Here is a 16074-nt window from a genome sequence, read left to right as displayed (position 1 = left end):
AAACCCACATGAGTGGGCTTAATGGAAGCTATCGACCTACAGATTCTAAGTAGGCAATCTCTTCGCTGAACAGTTCTTGTTCTACTCGACGCCAAGTTTTGCGGTAGTCCCAATCAGTAGAAAGAGGCTGCCAGTTGAGGCCGTCTAGTAGCATGTTCGCGTTGTATAATACTGAATACGGGTCTTGTAACCGCTTAATACAATGACTGTTGGATGCGTTCTGTGACAAGGCATTTGAACCAAATGCGATTGACCAGTTTGCAAACACGATGGCGTCTGAACCCATACCGAAAGGGAACTTTAAGTCACCAGCATCAACTGCTTGGTTAACCATTAAATCAGCTTGTTCAATCACCAATTCTTCCAGTTCATTCATCTCGGCTACGCGTGCACTAGACGCTTTCTCTAGTACCCACGGGCTTTTTGCCATGATCGCACAGGTTGATAGCACCGGCTCCATGCGAACATAGATTCGGTAAGCAACGTGCAGTGCAACGACCTTTTCGCGTGAGTTGCCTTCAAACTCTCCAGAACGAGCAAACATTAATGCTTCGGCCTTTAAAGAGTGAATACACAAGGCTAAAACTACGTCTTCTTTGCTGCAAAAGTGATTGTATATTGTACCTTTCGAATAAGAGCTCGCGGCCGTTAGCTTATCCATCGTAAGGTTTCCGAACCCTTGTTCTCGAACCAGATCTTTTGCTAACAACATCAACTCTACTTCTCGGTCTGCGATAGACTGCTGCTTTTTAGACAACACGCCTTTGCAACCAAAGATACCTTGTTTATCGCCTTTACAACCAAAGCCAAACATAATTTCTCAGTCCGTATTTTAGCTTAGCTATCATCTAAGCTTCGCCAGTATTTAAAACACTCCTATCCAATATATTAACACGAATAGTAAATTCATGTAGTTAACCATTTTGTGACGCTTCGTCATTTCTGACTTATCGTCATAATAGCGCAAATATTGATCATATCAAGGTGTTTTATAAATTAAATGCAGTTTATGAATTGATAGATAAGTGGATGGGGAGTCGATTAGACAATCATCAATAGTCGACCTTAAAAGAAGACCTGTATTTGACCAACAGAATGTGAAAGCGAATTGGTCACTCTTAACCTTACAAAGAATGTCGTCACTTTAAGCGGCTATGCGTATTCATGCCCAATGATTCCTAGCGTAAACCACAAGAATGAATGACTGTCGGCTTACTTTCTGGAGCAGACCTCTCCTTATGGTCAATATTTGGCTTACTAATGCCGTTTTCTGTTAAGTTGCTATAAATTCGGTAAGGGGTGACTTACAATAGTGACAACGACTTACCTTTTTTGAGAACACAATATTGAGCGCCAAATATTCTTATTTAGCTTGGCAAGTGAATACTTCTAGCCCAGCAGAAAAGCTGGTTTTATTGATGCTTGCAGATGGTGCTGATGAACTCGGTTACACCAATGTATGCCTGCAAACGGCAGGTCAGCTTTGTGCTCTCTCTACGTTTGGTTTAGCCGACTGCCTTAAGTGTTTAGTCGACCAAGGTTTTCTCGATAAGGTGAAAGTAGACTATCGAGATAAGAAAGAGATTCACGTTTTCAAAATGCTCATTGAGCAAGAGCAAGCTGCGCCGCACGTTGAGGTTCAACCGACCAATAGTATTCCGGTCTACTCTACTGCACCTGCACCTGCACCTGCACCTGCACCTGCACCTGCACCTGCACCTGCACCTAAGTTTCAGCCTGCTCCGGCGCCAATGCAACACATGCAGCAGGCCCCTCGCCCACAAGGCCGAGGCTCAATGAACAGCAACACCGTTTCAACGCATGATTTGGATGAAGAGATCATTCCAACATGGGCGGAACGTGCGTTTAAATTCTCCGGCCTAGCTGGTGACCATAGTTTAATATGGAAGAAATTTGTCCTCTGGTATAAAGCCAAAGCCAATGAACTAATGCCAATATCACGCATCGAATCTAAGTTGCAGTACTGGTTAGTTAACGAGAAGCAAAATGAAAGACAACAACAGCAGAAGACCTCTCAATATTCAGGAAATGCAGGACAAGCTCAAGGAAATGGGTATCGACAAAAGCTTAGCCCATCTGAACGCTTCAGGCAGCAGCTCATTCAGAAAGGCAAAAAGCCAACCTTCTGAGTCAGCTTCACCTGTTGTTCCTGATGTACTGCCTAAAGATGCCGTAGTACCTGACGTTATTGAAGCGCAAAGTACCGAAGTAAAAGTAGCGACACCAAACGCTGCGGGCTCTGGTGCGTCTCAACAAGTGCCTGTTGTTGATCAAGATCCAGCTGAATTAGAACTGACCGATTGGTGTATCCATGTGTTCGGTTCTTTCCTGAGCGTTTACGAAACACAGTGGGAATACCAATACGGTAGTGAGCCAAGTGGTAAGTTCATTGAATTTGCCCACTCTGTTGATTCAGACGGCCTAAACCGTGTGCTAATGCACTGTCATGAGCGTATTCAACTGGGCAACAGTTGGCCACCACAAATGGGTGAGCTTTGGATCCTGAAAGACTCTTTGACTGAAGAAGAGTTGCTAGATAGCCGTATTCGTGTGTTGTCGCGCACTGCCGTGAACAAGATTGAGAAGTGGTTAATCCAAAACAAACTGTACGACTTAAAGCGTACGGCTGAAAACAAGCTTGATGGCCTGTTTAAGAAATACTACTTGGAAGCAAAGCGTTTAGATGAGAAAGGCATGTTAGAAACGGAATTGCCGCAATTCCTGCTTGCCGCTAACTCAGTGAAGAACTTGAATGATTTGAAACGTGAAGAGTACGAAAGTCAACACGGCAAAGCGATTAACCCAAGAATCCAGAAGATTCTAAACAGTAAAAAGTAGCCGTCTGCCCGCTATCTGTCACAAGAAAGCAGAGTAGCGATTACACGGTTAACAGATACAAAAATGCCAGCTATCAAGCTGGCATTTTTTATGAATTCTACGAACTCTTTAACGGCTATCCGACCGTTATTTACGATCGCCTTACTGATTAATTACAGTAGGTGGATAGTTGCGTTTAGCGTGAATACGCCAGAGTCGTCATCTTTCATTTTGAAGTTTTGGTAGCTAGCGCCTACAGATAGTGGACCAAAGATGAAGTATTCTGCGCCTACACCGTACATTACATCTTCACTTGATTGCTTGAAGCCGTCGCCTTTAAGATCGTAAGAGTGAATACCAGCCTTCGCGTATACATGAAGAGGGCCAAAGTCGATGCTTGGTTTGATTGCTAGGTAAGCTGTGCTTGCATCTAGGTTTGTTAGGTCACGGTTGCCGTACTTAACGCTGTCGAAAGAACCTAGATCCCAGTAACCCGCTTCAATACCGATTAGTGGCAGGATGCCTGTACCCACGTGGATACCCATCGCTGTCTCTTCTTTATTGCCTAATGAGTTTTGACCACCCATTACACCGCCGTACAACCAAGAATCAGCCATTGCTGTTGAAGATGCACCTAGCAGTGCTAGTGCCAATAACGTTTTTTTCATATTCGACCTTTTCGTCCTAGTGGCAGGCCTTGCGTGGTAATAAATTGCCACCAAGTCGCCCTTTTTGTAGTAACTATTTAATTAGTAATGCAATAAGCAAGATTTATACCCAAACCTTGCCATTGCGTCTAGCTTTATTCCTTTAGCAAGCATCAATAGCGTTTTTAACACGCTTATCTGAAACTGGGTAAGGCGTACCGAGCTGCTGTGCGAAGAAGCTTACACGAAGCTCTTCTATCATCCAACGCACCTCTTTTACATTTTCTGGAACCGCGATCCCTTTTTGAATCTTATTCAGCAGCTCTTTGTAATCGTTCATTACTGACTCAACTTTGATCATATGAAGACGATCTTTGTTCGGGTCAATCGGCAGTTTTTCCATTCGACGCTCAATGGCTTTCATATAGCGTAGAATATCCGGCAGACGTTTCCACCCGCATTCTGTGGCAAACCCCTTAAAAATCAAACCTTCTACCTGAGCTTTGATGTCTGAAAGCGCAAATGCCATAGAAAGATCAACACGTCCTTTCAGCTTTTTACTGATGCTGAATGCCGTGGTTAAGATGGTTTCAACCTGTTGAGCAATCTCAACTACGCTGTCACCCAACTCTGCACGCACGTGTTCTTTCAGTGCTTCAAACTGCTCTGGCTCCCAAACTAAACCGCCCTTCTCTTCAATTAGCTTATCAATACCACAAGCGATACAGTCATCGATAAGGTCGAGTACCTGTCCGTATGGGTTGAAATACAAGCCAAGTTTCGATTTGTTCGGCAAGTTAGAGTGCAAGTATTTGATCGGCGATGGTACGTTCAACAAGATTAAACGACGCTGACCCGATTTCATTGCTGAGATCTGCTCTTGCTCGGTTTCGAACAGTTTGATCTCTACGCTGTCTTTAGAATCCACCAACGCTGGGAACGCTTTAACATCGTAGCCGCCACGCTTCTGTTGGTAGACTTTTGGTAACTCACCAAAGCTCCACGTATGCAGGTTCTGTTGTTCGATATCATCGTCTGCAACCTTAGAAAGCGTTTCTTGAACCTTGTCTTTCAGGCTTTCTTTCAGTTCATGTAAGTCTTTCTGTTCTTTCAGCTTACGCTTACGATGATCTACAGCGCGGAATGTTACCTTTAAGTGCTCAGGGATCTGGTCTAACTTCCAGTCATCACGTACCACTTCAACACCTGTCATGCGGCGCAGTTCTTTCTCAAGAGAATCCAACAACGGTGCTTCTAACGGTGTCACACGAGCTAAGAACGCATCCGCGTAGTTTGGCGCAGGCACAAAGTTACGGCGTAGCGTTTTAGGGAGCGACTTAATTAGGCTAATCACCAGCTCCTGACGTAGGCCTGGGATCTGCCAATCAAAACCGTTCTGGTCGATTTGGTTCAAGATAGGCAGCGGAATGTGTACCGTTACACCATCGTTGTCGTCGCCCGGCTCAAATTGGTAGCTCAGCTTTAGCTTGATACCATTTTGGTGCCAGAAGTTCGGGTAATCCAAATCAGTAACGTGACTAGCATCACCTCGGAACAGCATCGACTTTTCGAAGTTAAGCAGTTCAGGTGTTTTCTGGCTGGTCTTCTTCCACCATGTATCGAAGTGACGGCCTGAAACCGCCTCTTCGCCAACACGCTGGTCATAGAAGTCGAACAGTTCATCATCGTCGATCAAGATGTCGCGACGACGCGATTTATGTTCTAGCTCTTCGACTTCTTGTAGAAGCTTACGGTTCTGCTTGAAGAAAGCGTGTTTCGTTTCCCACTCACCTTCTACTAATGCACTGCGTACAAACAACTCACGGCTGACGGTGGCATCGATCGCGCCGTAGTTCACAAGGCGCTTAGGTACGATTGGGATTCCGTAAAGCATCACTTTTTCATGTGCCATTACTGCCGCTTGCTTCTTCGACCAATGTGGTTCGCTGTAGCTGCGTTTAATCAGGTGTTTCGCTAGCGGTTCAATCCATTCCGGTTGAATCTTGGCGATAACACGGCCCCAAAGCTTTGAGGTTTCCACCAGCTCAGCAGACATGATCCACTTAGGCTGTTTTTTAAATAGGCCAGACGCAGGGAAGATATGGAAGCGCGCATTACGGGCACCTTGATACTCATTCTTCTCTTGGTCTTTCATACCGATGTGTGAAAGCAGACCTGATAGCAGAGACATGTGAATGCCATCGTAGCTGCCCGGTTCCGTATTCAGCTTAGTGTCCAATTCACGCATTGCTTGGTGAATTTGGAAGTACACATCTTGCCATTCACGGATACGTAAGTAGTTCAGGTAATCTTGCTTACACTGTTTGCGGAACTGGTTACTCGACAGCGCTTTTTGCTGCTGCTTAACGTAATCCCATAGGTTCACAAACGTAATAAAATCTGACTCTTTATCGAAGAAGCGCTTGTGCTTATCATCAGACGATTGTTGTTTGTCTGACGGACGCTCACGCGGATCTTGAATCGACAATGCAGACGCAATCACCATCACTTCGTGTAGACAGCGGTTGCTTGGCGCTTCAATCACCATCCGCGCTAAACGTGGATCAATCGGCAGCTTAGCAAGCTTACGACCAATTGCCGTTAGCTTCTTCTTGTCGTCGCCATGGTTCTTGTTTTTGTTCGCAGACGGTTCGACAGTCGCGATCGCACCAAGCTCTTCAAGCAGCCTTACACCATCTTGAATATTGCGCTTATCGGGCGCTTCAACAAATGGGAATGCTTGAATGTCGCCTAGGCCTAGCGCTGTCATCTGAAGAATTACAGATGCTAGGTTAGTACGAAGGATCTCAGGGTCAGTAAACTCTGGGCGTGATTCGAAATCTTCCTCAGAATACAGACGAATACAGATACCTTCCGCAACACGACCACAACGACCTTTACGTTGGTTGGCACTCGCTTGAGACACTGGCTCGATCGGTAGGCGTTGTACTTTGGTGCGGTAGCTGTAACGGCTAATACGCGCCGTACCCGGGTCGATTACATACTTGATGCCCGGAACGGTTAACGAGGTTTCTGCCACGTTGGTTGCCAGAACGATACGTCGACCAGTATGAGACTGGAAGATTCGGTTCTGTTCACCCGCCGATAGACGTGCGTACAGCGGAACAATTTCAGTATCACGCAGGTTACGTTTACTTAATGCATCTGCGGTATCACGAATTTCTCGCTCACCGTTCATGAAGATCAAAATATCGCCTTGCCCTTCATCACACAGCTCATCAACGGCTTCAAAGATGCCTTCGATTTGGTCGCGGTCTGAATCACTTTCATCACCACCTAATGGGCGGTAACGCGTATCTACAGGGTAAGTACGACCTGATACTTCAATGATCGGTGCATTGTTAAAGTGCTTCGAGAAACGCTCAGGATCGATGGTCGCCGACGTGATGATCACTTTCAGATCAGGACGCTTTGGCAAAAGCTCTCTTAAGTAACCCATGATGAAGTCAATGTTCAGACTGCGTTCGTGGGCTTCATCGATGATGATGGTGTCGTATTGACTTAAGAAACGGTCATGCTGAATTTCCGCCAGTAGAATACCGTCGGTCATCAGTTTGATTTGCGTGTTATCAGAAATTTGGTCGTTAAAACGAACCTTATAACCGACAAAATCACCCAGCTGTGTTTGCATCTCTTCCGCAATGCGGTTGGCAACTGAACGTGCCGCAAGACGACGAGGCTGAGTGTGACCAATTAGGCCAAAGCGACCACGGCCAAGCTCAGAACAAATCTTTGGTAACTGAGTGGTTTTACCCGAACCCGTTTCGCCCGCCACGATAACCACTTGGTTTTCAGAAATGGCTTTCGCAATATCATCGCGCTTTTGGCTAACAGGGAGAATCTCTGGGTATTCGATGGTTGGTTTGTGCGAGGCACGCTGATTTGCCGTCATCATTGACTTGGCAATGTCTAACGCTATCTCATCGAAGACAACGTTCTTAGATTGTTCGTTTTTAATTCTACTCGCACCAGCAATTCGCTTACTCAAACGGAAGCGATCGCGCATCATACATTCGTTGAGCGCTTTACGAAGAGAGGCTGGGCTATTCTGAGATGCTTTTGTATTGGCTGCTGCTGAATGATCAGCAGGTGTAGCTTTTGGTTGATTAGTTTTTGGTTGTTTAGCTTTTAATTGCTTAGCAGGTCGGTTCGATGCAGGCTTATTCGATTTCGCTTCGTTCTTTGGAGAACTCGGCTGTGCTGCATTCTTGTTGTTGTCTGCTTTTTCCGGAGACGAAGTCAAAGCGTGTCCTATTCTTGTACTTATTAAACTCGCGCGATTATATCACAAGTCTCAAACAAAAAAGCCTGACAGCAAAGGGAAAACCTTTTGCTATCAGGCTGATTAACCACGCTAACACTAGCGAAGGCTATAGAAGCGAGGTCAAATGTAAGTAGTACTTAGTAAACTACGGCTAAAAACGACATTTCGAAACTAACCTTAGAACTCGTACTGGAAGTAAACCGTGTTGTAGTTACTGCCGCCTTTGATTCGACCAAACTGGGATGCGTTTTCAAAGATTGCAGAACGGTGATGCAATGAGTAGCCAAACCATAAGTTGTTCAAGTCATTCTTGCCGATTAAATCACCCACATTCACATCAAATGAGAAGTCTAAGTAGTTCAACAAATGGCTTGCGGTGTAACCTTTACGGTCCATCTCTGAGCCTTCGATATAGGTAATCGAATCGATGTAAGACATACCTTCTGCCACACCTACACGCCACTGAGTTGGCCAATCAAAGGTGTAATACGCTTTGATTGCGATTATGTATTCGGTGCTGCTTGATTGAACGTCTGAACTCCAGTGGTGTGCGATACCTGGGGTCAAATAGATATCCAATGGGAAGCCGAAGATCTCATCGGTTAACGGGTGGCCATAGAAGAACGAGGTCAGCTGGTTGTTGTATTCGTCTTTCTCTCTATTGAACTTCATGATATCGCCAATATTGGATGGCGTTGCCCAACCATGTGCGACACGTAAATACGGCGCATTACTCAGCTTAGGTTTGGGTGCTTTCTCTTTGTCGTTAAAGAAACCAAAGCCAAGGTACAATTCACCTTGATAACGGTCTTCAACAATCGACGAATCGTAAGCGTTATCGTCCAATCGAGTCACACTGGTTGAACCCAATAAGTACAAGTTTGAAACCACATGGTAACGCGTTTCAACACCAACATTTAAGTCAACACCAGCACCAATGGTTTCATTAGACGCGGAGTAATACTGACTGTTGAAGTCAGCACTTTTATAACGAAGTGTCGCGCTCGGGTAAAACTCCCAATCTCCGGTTTCATACTTAGCTTTAGCACGTAAGTTACCGTGGAAGTTGTATTCACTATCGCTCATTAATTCCGTCTCGACAGACCAAGAATCATCAAGCTGGTAGGTCAGTTGAGCACCGAAATCCGCCGTATCGCCTTCGATTGCGTTCTGTTCAGAAGCGGGGATATCAATAAAACGCATGCGGGAGATAGCATTGAAAGACCACTTCTCATCGTCCGTTTGATAGAGATATGCCCCCATCTCGGTACCGTCAATGAATACATAATCGTTCTTGAAAAACAACATCGGTACGAATGAGTTAACCGATTGGTCACCACCAGACGTGTCATAAGGGATGCTCGCAGTACGAAACATCGCAGCGATGCCCCACTCTTGCTCTTCCGCAGCCCACGCCACGCTGTTACCTAAAAAAACGTTACTTAATAAAACCGCCCCATACGAGATGAGCTTCGGTGAAAATTTGTGCTTCATTCTTGTGTAATTACTCTTTGTAATAAATATTGTGTTACTGAATAGACATTTATTAACCATGGCGGCTAACTATTTTTAGGTTTGCTCGGCATTGACCGTTACAATGCAGAATATTCTCGGTTAAATGAAAGTGTTGTGAAAGTTTCCGAATTACAAAACATTATAGATCAGTTACCCAAAGATTCCGATCCAGATATTGTTATGGGTGAGGCGTGGTTGCCCGAGCGTTTGGTGGATACCAACCTAGACGGCGACATGCTATTTCTTAAATTCGATAATGCTCCTGAAGACAATCAAGGGGATGAAGAAGGTCGTGGCTTTGTTGAACACGAAATCGCTATGATTCGTGAAAAATTTGAACAGGTGTTAGACGACACTTCCGATACCAAGACCAAAGCCGATGCCCTATTGGCAATATTTCTAATGGGTCATGAACTTTCTAGCTCGGAAGTTATCGAAGTTCTTGAATCAGCGGATTCTGAAACGACAGAGCCTGAGATTGCAGAGCATAAAACAACAGAATCTGACTCAGTAGAACTTGAAGCATCAGAGCTTTAAACCTTAAAGCCAGGCACGAATAAGCTCGAAACAAAAGAACACCACGACGACTAACCACCAACGATTTTAGGTACCGTATTGAAACCCTCTACGACATCATCTCTTCCCCTGTTACTCGCCGGACCCATTTTAAGAAAAACCACCGCGACTGAAGTGGTACTTTGGCTAGCCACCAGTTCACCTCTTACAGGCAGAGCTGAGCTTCATATTCAAGAAATAGGCAATTCTGAAGCAGAACAAGACCAACCGTTTTATACCTCATCGCTTGAAGAGCATGATTCGATTCAAATCGGTACACATGCTTGGGTAACGCTGATTCGCTTACAAGGTGAGTTTCCGACGAATACGCTTCTTGAATATGACATTCACACAGAGTTAGGTTCACTAAAAGAGCTCGCCCCTCACCTTGTTTACAACGGCAAATCTCGCGTTGAGTTTAAGATATCGACATCGGCTGATTACATTCTTCACGGTTCTTGCCGTAATCCGCATCATCCAAGCAAAGACAGCCTAGTGGCAGCCGATAACAAGATTGCCAATCAAACCGTCGCTGAAAGACCCGATATGCTGATGATGAGCGGCGATCAGATCTACGCCGATCATGTGGCAGGCCCAACGCTTGATGCTATTCAGCAAGTGATTCTACTGCTTGGCCTTGTAGGCGAGAGCTTACCAACCGACTCGCAAATTAAACAAATCAACAGCAGTGACGCTCTGTATAACAGTGAATATCACTTATATCAGCGTCATCACTATTTGCCGCACCATACCGCTTCAGAATCCATGCTCGATAAGTTATTCCCGAATCGTGGCGTGCCGATTTTTAGTTCTACCGATTGTGAAAACCACTTAGTGACGCTGTCTGAATTTATCGCGATGTACTTGTTGGTTTGGTCGCCAACACTGTGGCAATGCGTTAATCGAGAACGTTTAATTGAGAATAACTTCACTCAAGGTGGACGCCAATTAACACCGACTGAGCAGCAACAGTGGCGTGATGAAAGCGTCATCATGGATGATTTCATTTCTGGCTTGCCTCAAGTGCAACGTCTGTTCGCGCATATCCCAACGTACATGATTTTTGATGATCACGATGTGACGGATGATTGGAACCTTACCGTAGGTTGGGAACATGCCGTCGACCAAAACCAGTTCGCCACTCAGGTGATAGGTAACGGCCTCGCGGCCTACTGGATGTGTCAGGGTTGGGGCAACAAACCGGAGAGCTTCGACGAAACGTTCATCGAGCAAGCAAAACAGCTTTTTACTGTTCAAGTGTGTACCACTACAGAAACGCATCATGAAGCCGGTGATAACAATACTACTCACTCTGTTAGCAACATCGAGCCAGACAAGCATCAAGCCTTTATTGAGATGCTGAGTCGCTTTGAAGAGTGGCATTACACAATAGATACCTCACCCAAAGTCATTGTGTTGGATACTCGAACGCGTCGTTGGCGTTCAGAATCTCGCATGAATAAGCCTTCGGGTTTGATGGACTGGGAGGCCTTAATTGAGTTTCAACATCAATTGTTGCATCAAGAGAAAGTAGTCATCGTTTCTGCGGCACCGATGTTTGGCGTGAAGTTTATTGAAACACTGCAAAAGATGGCGACCACAATCGGCAAGCCATTAGTGATAGACGCTGAAAACTGGATGGCACATCCGGGCAGTGCTAATACGCTGATCAGTATCTTTACCCACACCAAAACACCGACCAACTTCGTGGTACTTTCTGGTGACGTTCACTACTCCTTCGCTTATGACATCAAGCTTAGGTATCGTCGCAACAGCCCGAACATCTATCAGATTACCTGTAGTGGTATTAAAAATCAGTTCCCAGCTCCGCTGCTTAAATTCTGCGATGTATGGGACCGTCTGTTGTACAGCCCTCGCTCAGTTTTGAACTACTTCACTAAGCGTAAACGCTTGAAGATCGAAAAGCGAAGCCCTGACAATCAGACCTTCTATCGCCTTTCAAACCGCAGTGCGATTGGTGAATTGAGGCTAGACACTGATGGGAAACCGCAATCGATCACGACACTCAGTGCCGATGGCAAGGTCACGCGTTTTCCGGAACCGGACTAAGATGTGCTCCTTATCGCTCGCGTATCCGTAATGTCAGTTTTTAGTAAAGACGCTTGCGATCACACTCTGTAGACCCAATAGTTATGGTTATAGTTGATAGCTATCAGCGTTACGGAACCCGATACACATTTTAACTGGAGCTCGTTATGTTCAATTCTCTCACATCAATGTTCAAACAATTGATTGAAGGCCAGGACCTAAGCAAAAACCAAGGCACATCACCTAATATCGCCATCGCGAGTTTGTTGTGTGAAGTGGCGGGAGCCGACCATCAGATCAATGAATCAGAAAGAGTCGCTAAACTACAGCTTCTGCAACGCTTGCTGAATTTAGATGAAGAACAAGCAAAGGTGCTGCTCGCGCAAGCAGAGCCGAAAGTAGAGCAATCGGTATCGTTGTATGACTTTACATCACAACTCAGAGACCTATCTCAGCCAGTGCGAATCGACTTAATCAAAGCGATGTGGGAAGTGGCGCATGCCGATGGGGAAATTGACCCTATCGAAGACTCTGTGATCCGTAAAACAGCAGAGCTGCTCTACGTTGACCACAGTGACTTTATCAAAACTAAGCTGAACGTCCTCGGTAAAAGCTAACCAAAGGTTTTCTATTCGCGTCAAGCTTCCGTATTAACGTAATCGATCGCCATACATGATGCCTTTCAGCTCTAACGGCGTGCCTTTTTTCGTCACATAAAGGCCACGCTGGTTTGACACCAATACACTGCGCTTGCCTTGCGTTTGTTGGATGTATAAGTGTTTGATATTGAAAGTCTGTTTATCTTGGGCCTGGTCTTGGTCCAATTGATAAAGGTAGTAGTGATTACCCCAGCGCAAGAACACTCCAAACATTTGCTTGGTTTGAGCAACGTTCCCATCGATGTCGTAACCAATGTACTGCATTTTTACCCGACCACTTTCCAATCGAAGTGAGATTTTTTCCCAGCCTACCATTGGATACTCTGCGGAAAATTTATAGGTACTTTTAGTTGCTAGCCCAGAGATTAAGCCTACATTTATAATCACAAAAAGCGTGAGCAAGATAGGCATCCAAAACTTACGATTCATATCGGTTAGCCTCGCTCATCGTCATTGTCGTCATCACAAGAGAGCGATTTAAACTGATAGCTCATCTCTTTCCAGCGCCCGTTTATCAAAGCAACAGCTTGAATGTTCTGACACCCAACGCCAATGCGATGTAGGTAGAGCGACTCAACACCGAGTTCTGACACGGTATTCAACTCAATGAACAGTTCTTGATCAAAGTTCAAACTGTCGTGATAAACATCCATGCCGCGATAGCTCGTCTTATCCATAAAAAAAGCAAATTGATAAAACAACATGACAAGAAACACGCTAACTACGATTCCTGCGATACGAGATCGATTATGAGTGATAAAGTGCTTCACCATAGACTGATGAGATTGTGGGTACTGTTGCTTTGATTGCCCAGCTTGTCTGTTCATACCAGAAGGCTTGAACTTTGCTACAAACGTTAAGTCATCTGTGGTGGTGGCAATCTCTGAAGACGTCGATTCAACAACTCTCGATTCAACATGTACGTCAGTCGCAGGCGTTGGCGTCGATAAATAACTACCAACCTGTCTCGGGCCATTGAAGCTATACCCTTCCTTTTGAACCGTTAAAATTTTGCAATCACACTCAAGCGAATTTAGTGCTGTGCGAATGTTCTTGACCGCAACATTAAGCGAACTGCCTGTCACCACCCTGCCCGGCCAACAATGCTCAAGCAAAAAGTCGCGACCAACGGCTTTTGGGCTGTTCTTCACTAAATGTTCAAGGATCAGGCTTTCTGAGGGAGATAAGGTGGCCTGCTTGCCTGATTCAGAATCAATGAGTGTGTTATTAATCAGCTCTATACCCGAAGCGTTTAAGGTGATTTTTTCATGGCTATCGGCGTTCATTTCAGCGAGGAGTTCATAAATAAAAAGGTCATCAAAAAGGTGTTTGCTTGGTTGTTCTAATGCCAAGCCATACATAGAAAAGAATGGCGCGAAGTCTAACCAATAATTAAGTGAAATATAAGTTCTACGAGTAACAAGATGAAATAACAACAAGGTGAGTCAGTCACTTAAACTCACTCACCTTAGTACAAAGCCTAGCAGTTAGAACAACTAATGAGGTCTAGAGAGCCCATTATTTATAGGTCTAGTTTAAAGCCCAGTTCACTGACCATGACTTCAGCGAAGCCTAGCTTTACTGCATTCAACTGGTTGGCAACTTCGCGTGCTTGTTCTTCATTTTTAGCCAATATTGCCATTGAGTAGATTGGTCTGATCATCGCTTTTTGGTTTGGCTTCTCTTGTGCTATTTCTTGATGTTTTAAGTAAGCAGACGTAATCACGCCTTGAGCACTCCAATCGACAACCATTTGTAAATCTTGACTGATAATCTCATCGACAATGAATTGATTCTCTGGCTCTTTCCAAGCGAGTTCTACTGCGTAGTTTTTGAAAGCGACTTCGGTGTTTAACCATTTATTACCGATGTCTCTGATTTCAGTCACCTCTACAAGCTCTTTAAATTGGAATGGTAAATTACCAATCAACTCTCGAACGTGCTGTTCGCTGTCCGCTTCAATCACAAACTTAATAATCGGAAATTTCTTATCTCCGATAAAGCTTTCTGATACGAACATATCGTGGACCAAGCCCGCATCAATTAAGTTAGCAAATGCTTTTTGCTGATGAGGCATTGCCTCAAATACCGCTTGAGCGTCATCGGTTTTCCAAGCCACTGACACGCCGTATGCCGCAGCATGACTGTAACTAGAAAATAGAAGGGCTGAAAATAGAAAGCTAAAAATAGCTAAAAAGGTTCCTGGCGCTGTTTTCATTATGTGGTTTCCTAATTAGTCGCGAACAATTTCATACAAGTTAGGGTCAGCAGAAACCCCTTCGATTTTTAAAGGTGGTAGCTCTTCTCTCATCACTTGTATTGCATCATGGAATTGCTTCTTGCTTTCCCATTCAGCGACATTGATAAAGCGGTATGTCGCATCTGAGCTTAAAGAGCGGTGTAACTTGGTCGATAAGTATCCCGGTTGCTGCTTTAATACGTCTCTTGCGCTTTCCCAATACGCTAACGTTGCGGCTTCATGGGCTGGCTCGACTGAAAAAGTGTTTATCAATACAACGGGTTTTGCCGAAACTAACGCACTTAAGCTTAGCGCCCCCAGTGCCAATCCATACTTAATTATGTTCTTCATCCTATTCTCCTTGTTTTGGGTGAGCTAACGCTATCATCTAGCCCTGCCCAATCAAGGTCGAAACCTGCGATTTAATATTAATTAAAGCGCTTCTGATATTTATTAAGAATTAACATTCTTCTCATTCTGTTTGTGTTGATATAAAAACCGATACCGACCACCTATTGAACAAGAGAAATACCAGTCAAATGTCTCTTAATTGCACATTCAACTTTCCTCACTCAGCATTCGTGAAAACTGAATCCAATTCCCTATCCAATCTCATTATCAGGCCATCATTTATTCGTTATCGTCAGATTGATTCTCTAATTGAGATGCTGATATACAATTAATTTCAAACCACATCAAATAATCAAATTTTCCCTTTATTATCAGCAACATAAAAACTGGCGCAGTCATTGCTCTTTAAGTTTTACACGACCTCAATCAATTACGGAAGATTATGATGATGAAATTAAAAACACTCCTCTTAACATCGGTCACATCAATGTCTCTCATCGCCTGCGGCGGTGGAGGTGGAGGTGGCTCAGCAGACAGCGCTGCGAGTCCTGCCGCAACAGCTGCCAATACGACTTTTGTTGATATTGCTGTACCGGACAGTTTTGAGTGGCGAGGAACGACTTCGCGAACAATGAGCGTCAACGTCGTCAGTAGTTTTTCATACAAGGATGGTGAGCCAGCTCCGATTCGCGGCTCCCACATAATCAAACTATACAGCGTGACCTCAGACCAAACAGATCCTCAAGCCTTCTACTCTGGTATGTCGAACCGCGATGGTGAATTGGTGAGTGACTTTAGTATTCCAACCAACTGGGAAGGTTTGGAAATCGTTGCTCAGGTGCGTGGTCAAGAGTGTAGAAGTACCGTTGACCTAGATAACGTCACTACTGATTTGCTAGTTTCTTGCGACATTGTTCTGGATTCTGACTAAGGATA

General features: G+C 44.7%; 14 protein-coding genes. 6 read left to right on the top strand and 8 right to left on the bottom strand.

Annotated features, from left to right (window positions below):
• Window positions 1–28 precede the first annotated feature (28 nt).
• Window positions 29–814: a TetR/AcrR family transcriptional regulator gene (locus ITG09_07280; GenBank protein ID UPR53417.1), complete on the bottom strand. Its 786-nt coding sequence runs from the start codon at window positions 812–814 to the stop codon at window positions 29–31.
• A 532-nt stretch (window positions 815–1346) separates the two neighbouring features.
• Between ITG09_07280 and ITG09_07275 the strand changes: the two genes are divergently transcribed.
• Both ITG09_07275 and ITG09_07270 read left to right on the top strand, forming a co-directional pair.
• Window positions 1347–2150: a hypothetical protein gene (locus tag ITG09_07275; GenBank protein ID UPR53416.1), complete on the top strand. Its 804-nt coding sequence runs from the start codon at window positions 1347–1349 to the stop codon at window positions 2148–2150.
• A complete protein-coding gene (locus ITG09_07270; GenBank protein ID UPR53602.1) occupies window positions 2071–2859 on the top strand; it encodes a hypothetical protein in 789 nt (262 codons plus the stop codon). The genes ITG09_07275 and ITG09_07270 overlap by 80 nt, the downstream gene beginning before the upstream one ends.
• A 152-nt stretch (window positions 2860–3011) precedes the next feature.
• Here the strand turns inward: ITG09_07270 and ITG09_07265 are convergent, their stop codons facing one another.
• From ITG09_07265 to ITG09_07255, 3 genes are all read right to left on the bottom strand, one after another.
• Window positions 3012–3506 (bottom strand): outer membrane beta-barrel protein, encoded by a 495-nt coding sequence (locus ITG09_07265; GenBank protein ID UPR53415.1) that lies wholly within the window; start codon window positions 3504–3506, stop codon window positions 3012–3014.
• Between the two features lie 142 nt (window positions 3507–3648).
• On the bottom strand, window positions 3649–7749 hold the full coding sequence (gene hrpA, locus ITG09_07260; protein UPR53414.1) for an ATP-dependent RNA helicase HrpA: 4101 nt from the start codon (window positions 7747–7749) through the stop codon (window positions 3649–3651).
• 198 nt (window positions 7750–7947) lie between these two features.
• Window positions 7948–9264, bottom strand: a complete 1317-nt coding sequence (locus ITG09_07255; GenBank protein UPR53413.1) for a MipA/OmpV family protein — start codon at window positions 9262–9264, stop codon at window positions 7948–7950.
• Window positions 9265–9345: 81 nt separating this feature from the next.
• Here ITG09_07255 and ITG09_07250 point away from each other — a divergent pair, with 81 nt between their 5' ends.
• The 3 genes from ITG09_07250 to ITG09_07240 all read left to right on the top strand — a co-directional run bounded on the left by ITG09_07250 (window position 9346) and on the right by ITG09_07240 (window position 12506).
• Complete coding sequence (locus tag ITG09_07250) at window positions 9346–9822, top strand: hypothetical protein (protein UPR53412.1); 477 nt, start codon at window positions 9346–9348, stop codon at window positions 9820–9822.
• 78 nt (window positions 9823–9900) lie between these two features.
• Window positions 9901–11910: an alkaline phosphatase D family protein gene (locus ITG09_07245; protein ID UPR53411.1), complete on the top strand. Its 2010-nt coding sequence runs from the start codon at window positions 9901–9903 to the stop codon at window positions 11908–11910.
• A 146-nt stretch (window positions 11911–12056) separates the two neighbouring features.
• On the top strand, window positions 12057–12506 hold the full coding sequence (locus ITG09_07240; protein UPR53410.1) for a TerB family tellurite resistance protein: 450 nt from the start codon (window positions 12057–12059) through the stop codon (window positions 12504–12506).
• 33 nt (window positions 12507–12539) lie between these two features.
• On the opposite strand, the gene ITG09_07235 is transcribed toward ITG09_07240, so the two are convergent.
• From ITG09_07235 to ITG09_07220, 4 genes are all read right to left on the bottom strand, one after another.
• Window positions 12540–12977, bottom strand: coding sequence for a hypothetical protein (locus ITG09_07235; protein ID UPR53409.1), 438 nt, complete (start codon window positions 12975–12977; stop codon window positions 12540–12542).
• Window positions 12978–12982: 5 nt separating this feature from the next.
• Entirely contained in the window at window positions 12983–13834 is an 852-nt protein-coding gene (locus ITG09_07230; GenBank protein ID UPR53601.1) for a winged helix-turn-helix domain-containing protein, read from the bottom strand.
• Between the two features lie 236 nt (window positions 13835–14070).
• A complete protein-coding gene (locus ITG09_07225; protein ID UPR53408.1) occupies window positions 14071–14766 on the bottom strand; it encodes a hypothetical protein in 696 nt (231 codons plus the stop codon).
• A gap of 15 nt (window positions 14767–14781) precedes the next feature.
• Window positions 14782–15138 (bottom strand): antibiotic biosynthesis monooxygenase, encoded by a 357-nt coding sequence (locus tag ITG09_07220; GenBank protein ID UPR53407.1) that lies wholly within the window; start codon window positions 15136–15138, stop codon window positions 14782–14784.
• Between the two features lie 442 nt (window positions 15139–15580).
• Here ITG09_07220 and ITG09_07215 point away from each other — a divergent pair, with 442 nt between their 5' ends.
• A complete protein-coding gene (locus tag ITG09_07215) occupies window positions 15581–16069 on the top strand; it encodes a hypothetical protein (protein ID UPR53406.1) in 489 nt (162 codons plus the stop codon).
• Window positions 16070–16074: the final 5 nt, after the last annotated feature.

Source organism: Vibrio cyclitrophicus (assembly GCA_023206055.1).
Lineage (GTDB): Bacteria > Pseudomonadota > Gammaproteobacteria > Enterobacterales > Vibrionaceae > Vibrio > Vibrio cyclitrophicus_A.
The sequence above is the reverse complement of the archived record's forward strand: the minus strand, read 5'-3'. Positions and strand labels throughout refer to the sequence as shown.

Bases quoted from the DNA above. Each gene is read 5' to 3' on its own strand.
- ITG09_07280 (UPR53417.1), bottom strand. From the start codon at position 814: ATGTTTGGCTTTGGTTGTAAAGGCGATAAACAAGGTATCTTTGGTTGC.
- ITG09_07270 (UPR53602.1), top strand. From the start codon at position 2,071: ATGGGTATCGACAAAAGCTTAGCCCATCTGAACGCTTCAGGCAGCAGC.
- ITG09_07265 (UPR53415.1), bottom strand. From the start codon at position 3,506: ATGAAAAAAACGTTATTGGCACTAGCACTGCTAGGTGCATCTTCAACA.
- ITG09_07255 (UPR53413.1), bottom strand. From the start codon at position 9,264: ATGAAGCACAAATTTTCACCGAAGCTCATCTCGTATGGGGCGGTTTTA.
- ITG09_07240 (UPR53410.1), top strand. From the start codon at position 12,057: ATGTTCAATTCTCTCACATCAATGTTCAAACAATTGATTGAAGGCCAG.
- ITG09_07235 (UPR53409.1), bottom strand. From the start codon at position 12,977: ATGAATCGTAAGTTTTGGATGCCTATCTTGCTCACGCTTTTTGTGATT.
- ITG09_07230 (UPR53601.1), bottom strand. From the start codon at position 13,834: ATGAACGCCGATAGCCATGAAAAAATCACCTTAAACGCTTCGGGTATA.
- ITG09_07225 (UPR53408.1), bottom strand. From the start codon at position 14,766: ATGAAAACAGCGCCAGGAACCTTTTTAGCTATTTTTAGCTTTCTATTT.
- ITG09_07220 (UPR53407.1), bottom strand. From the start codon at position 15,138: ATGAAGAACATAATTAAGTATGGATTGGCACTGGGGGCGCTAAGCTTA.
- ITG09_07215 (UPR53406.1), top strand. From the start codon at position 15,581: ATGATGATGAAATTAAAAACACTCCTCTTAACATCGGTCACATCAATG.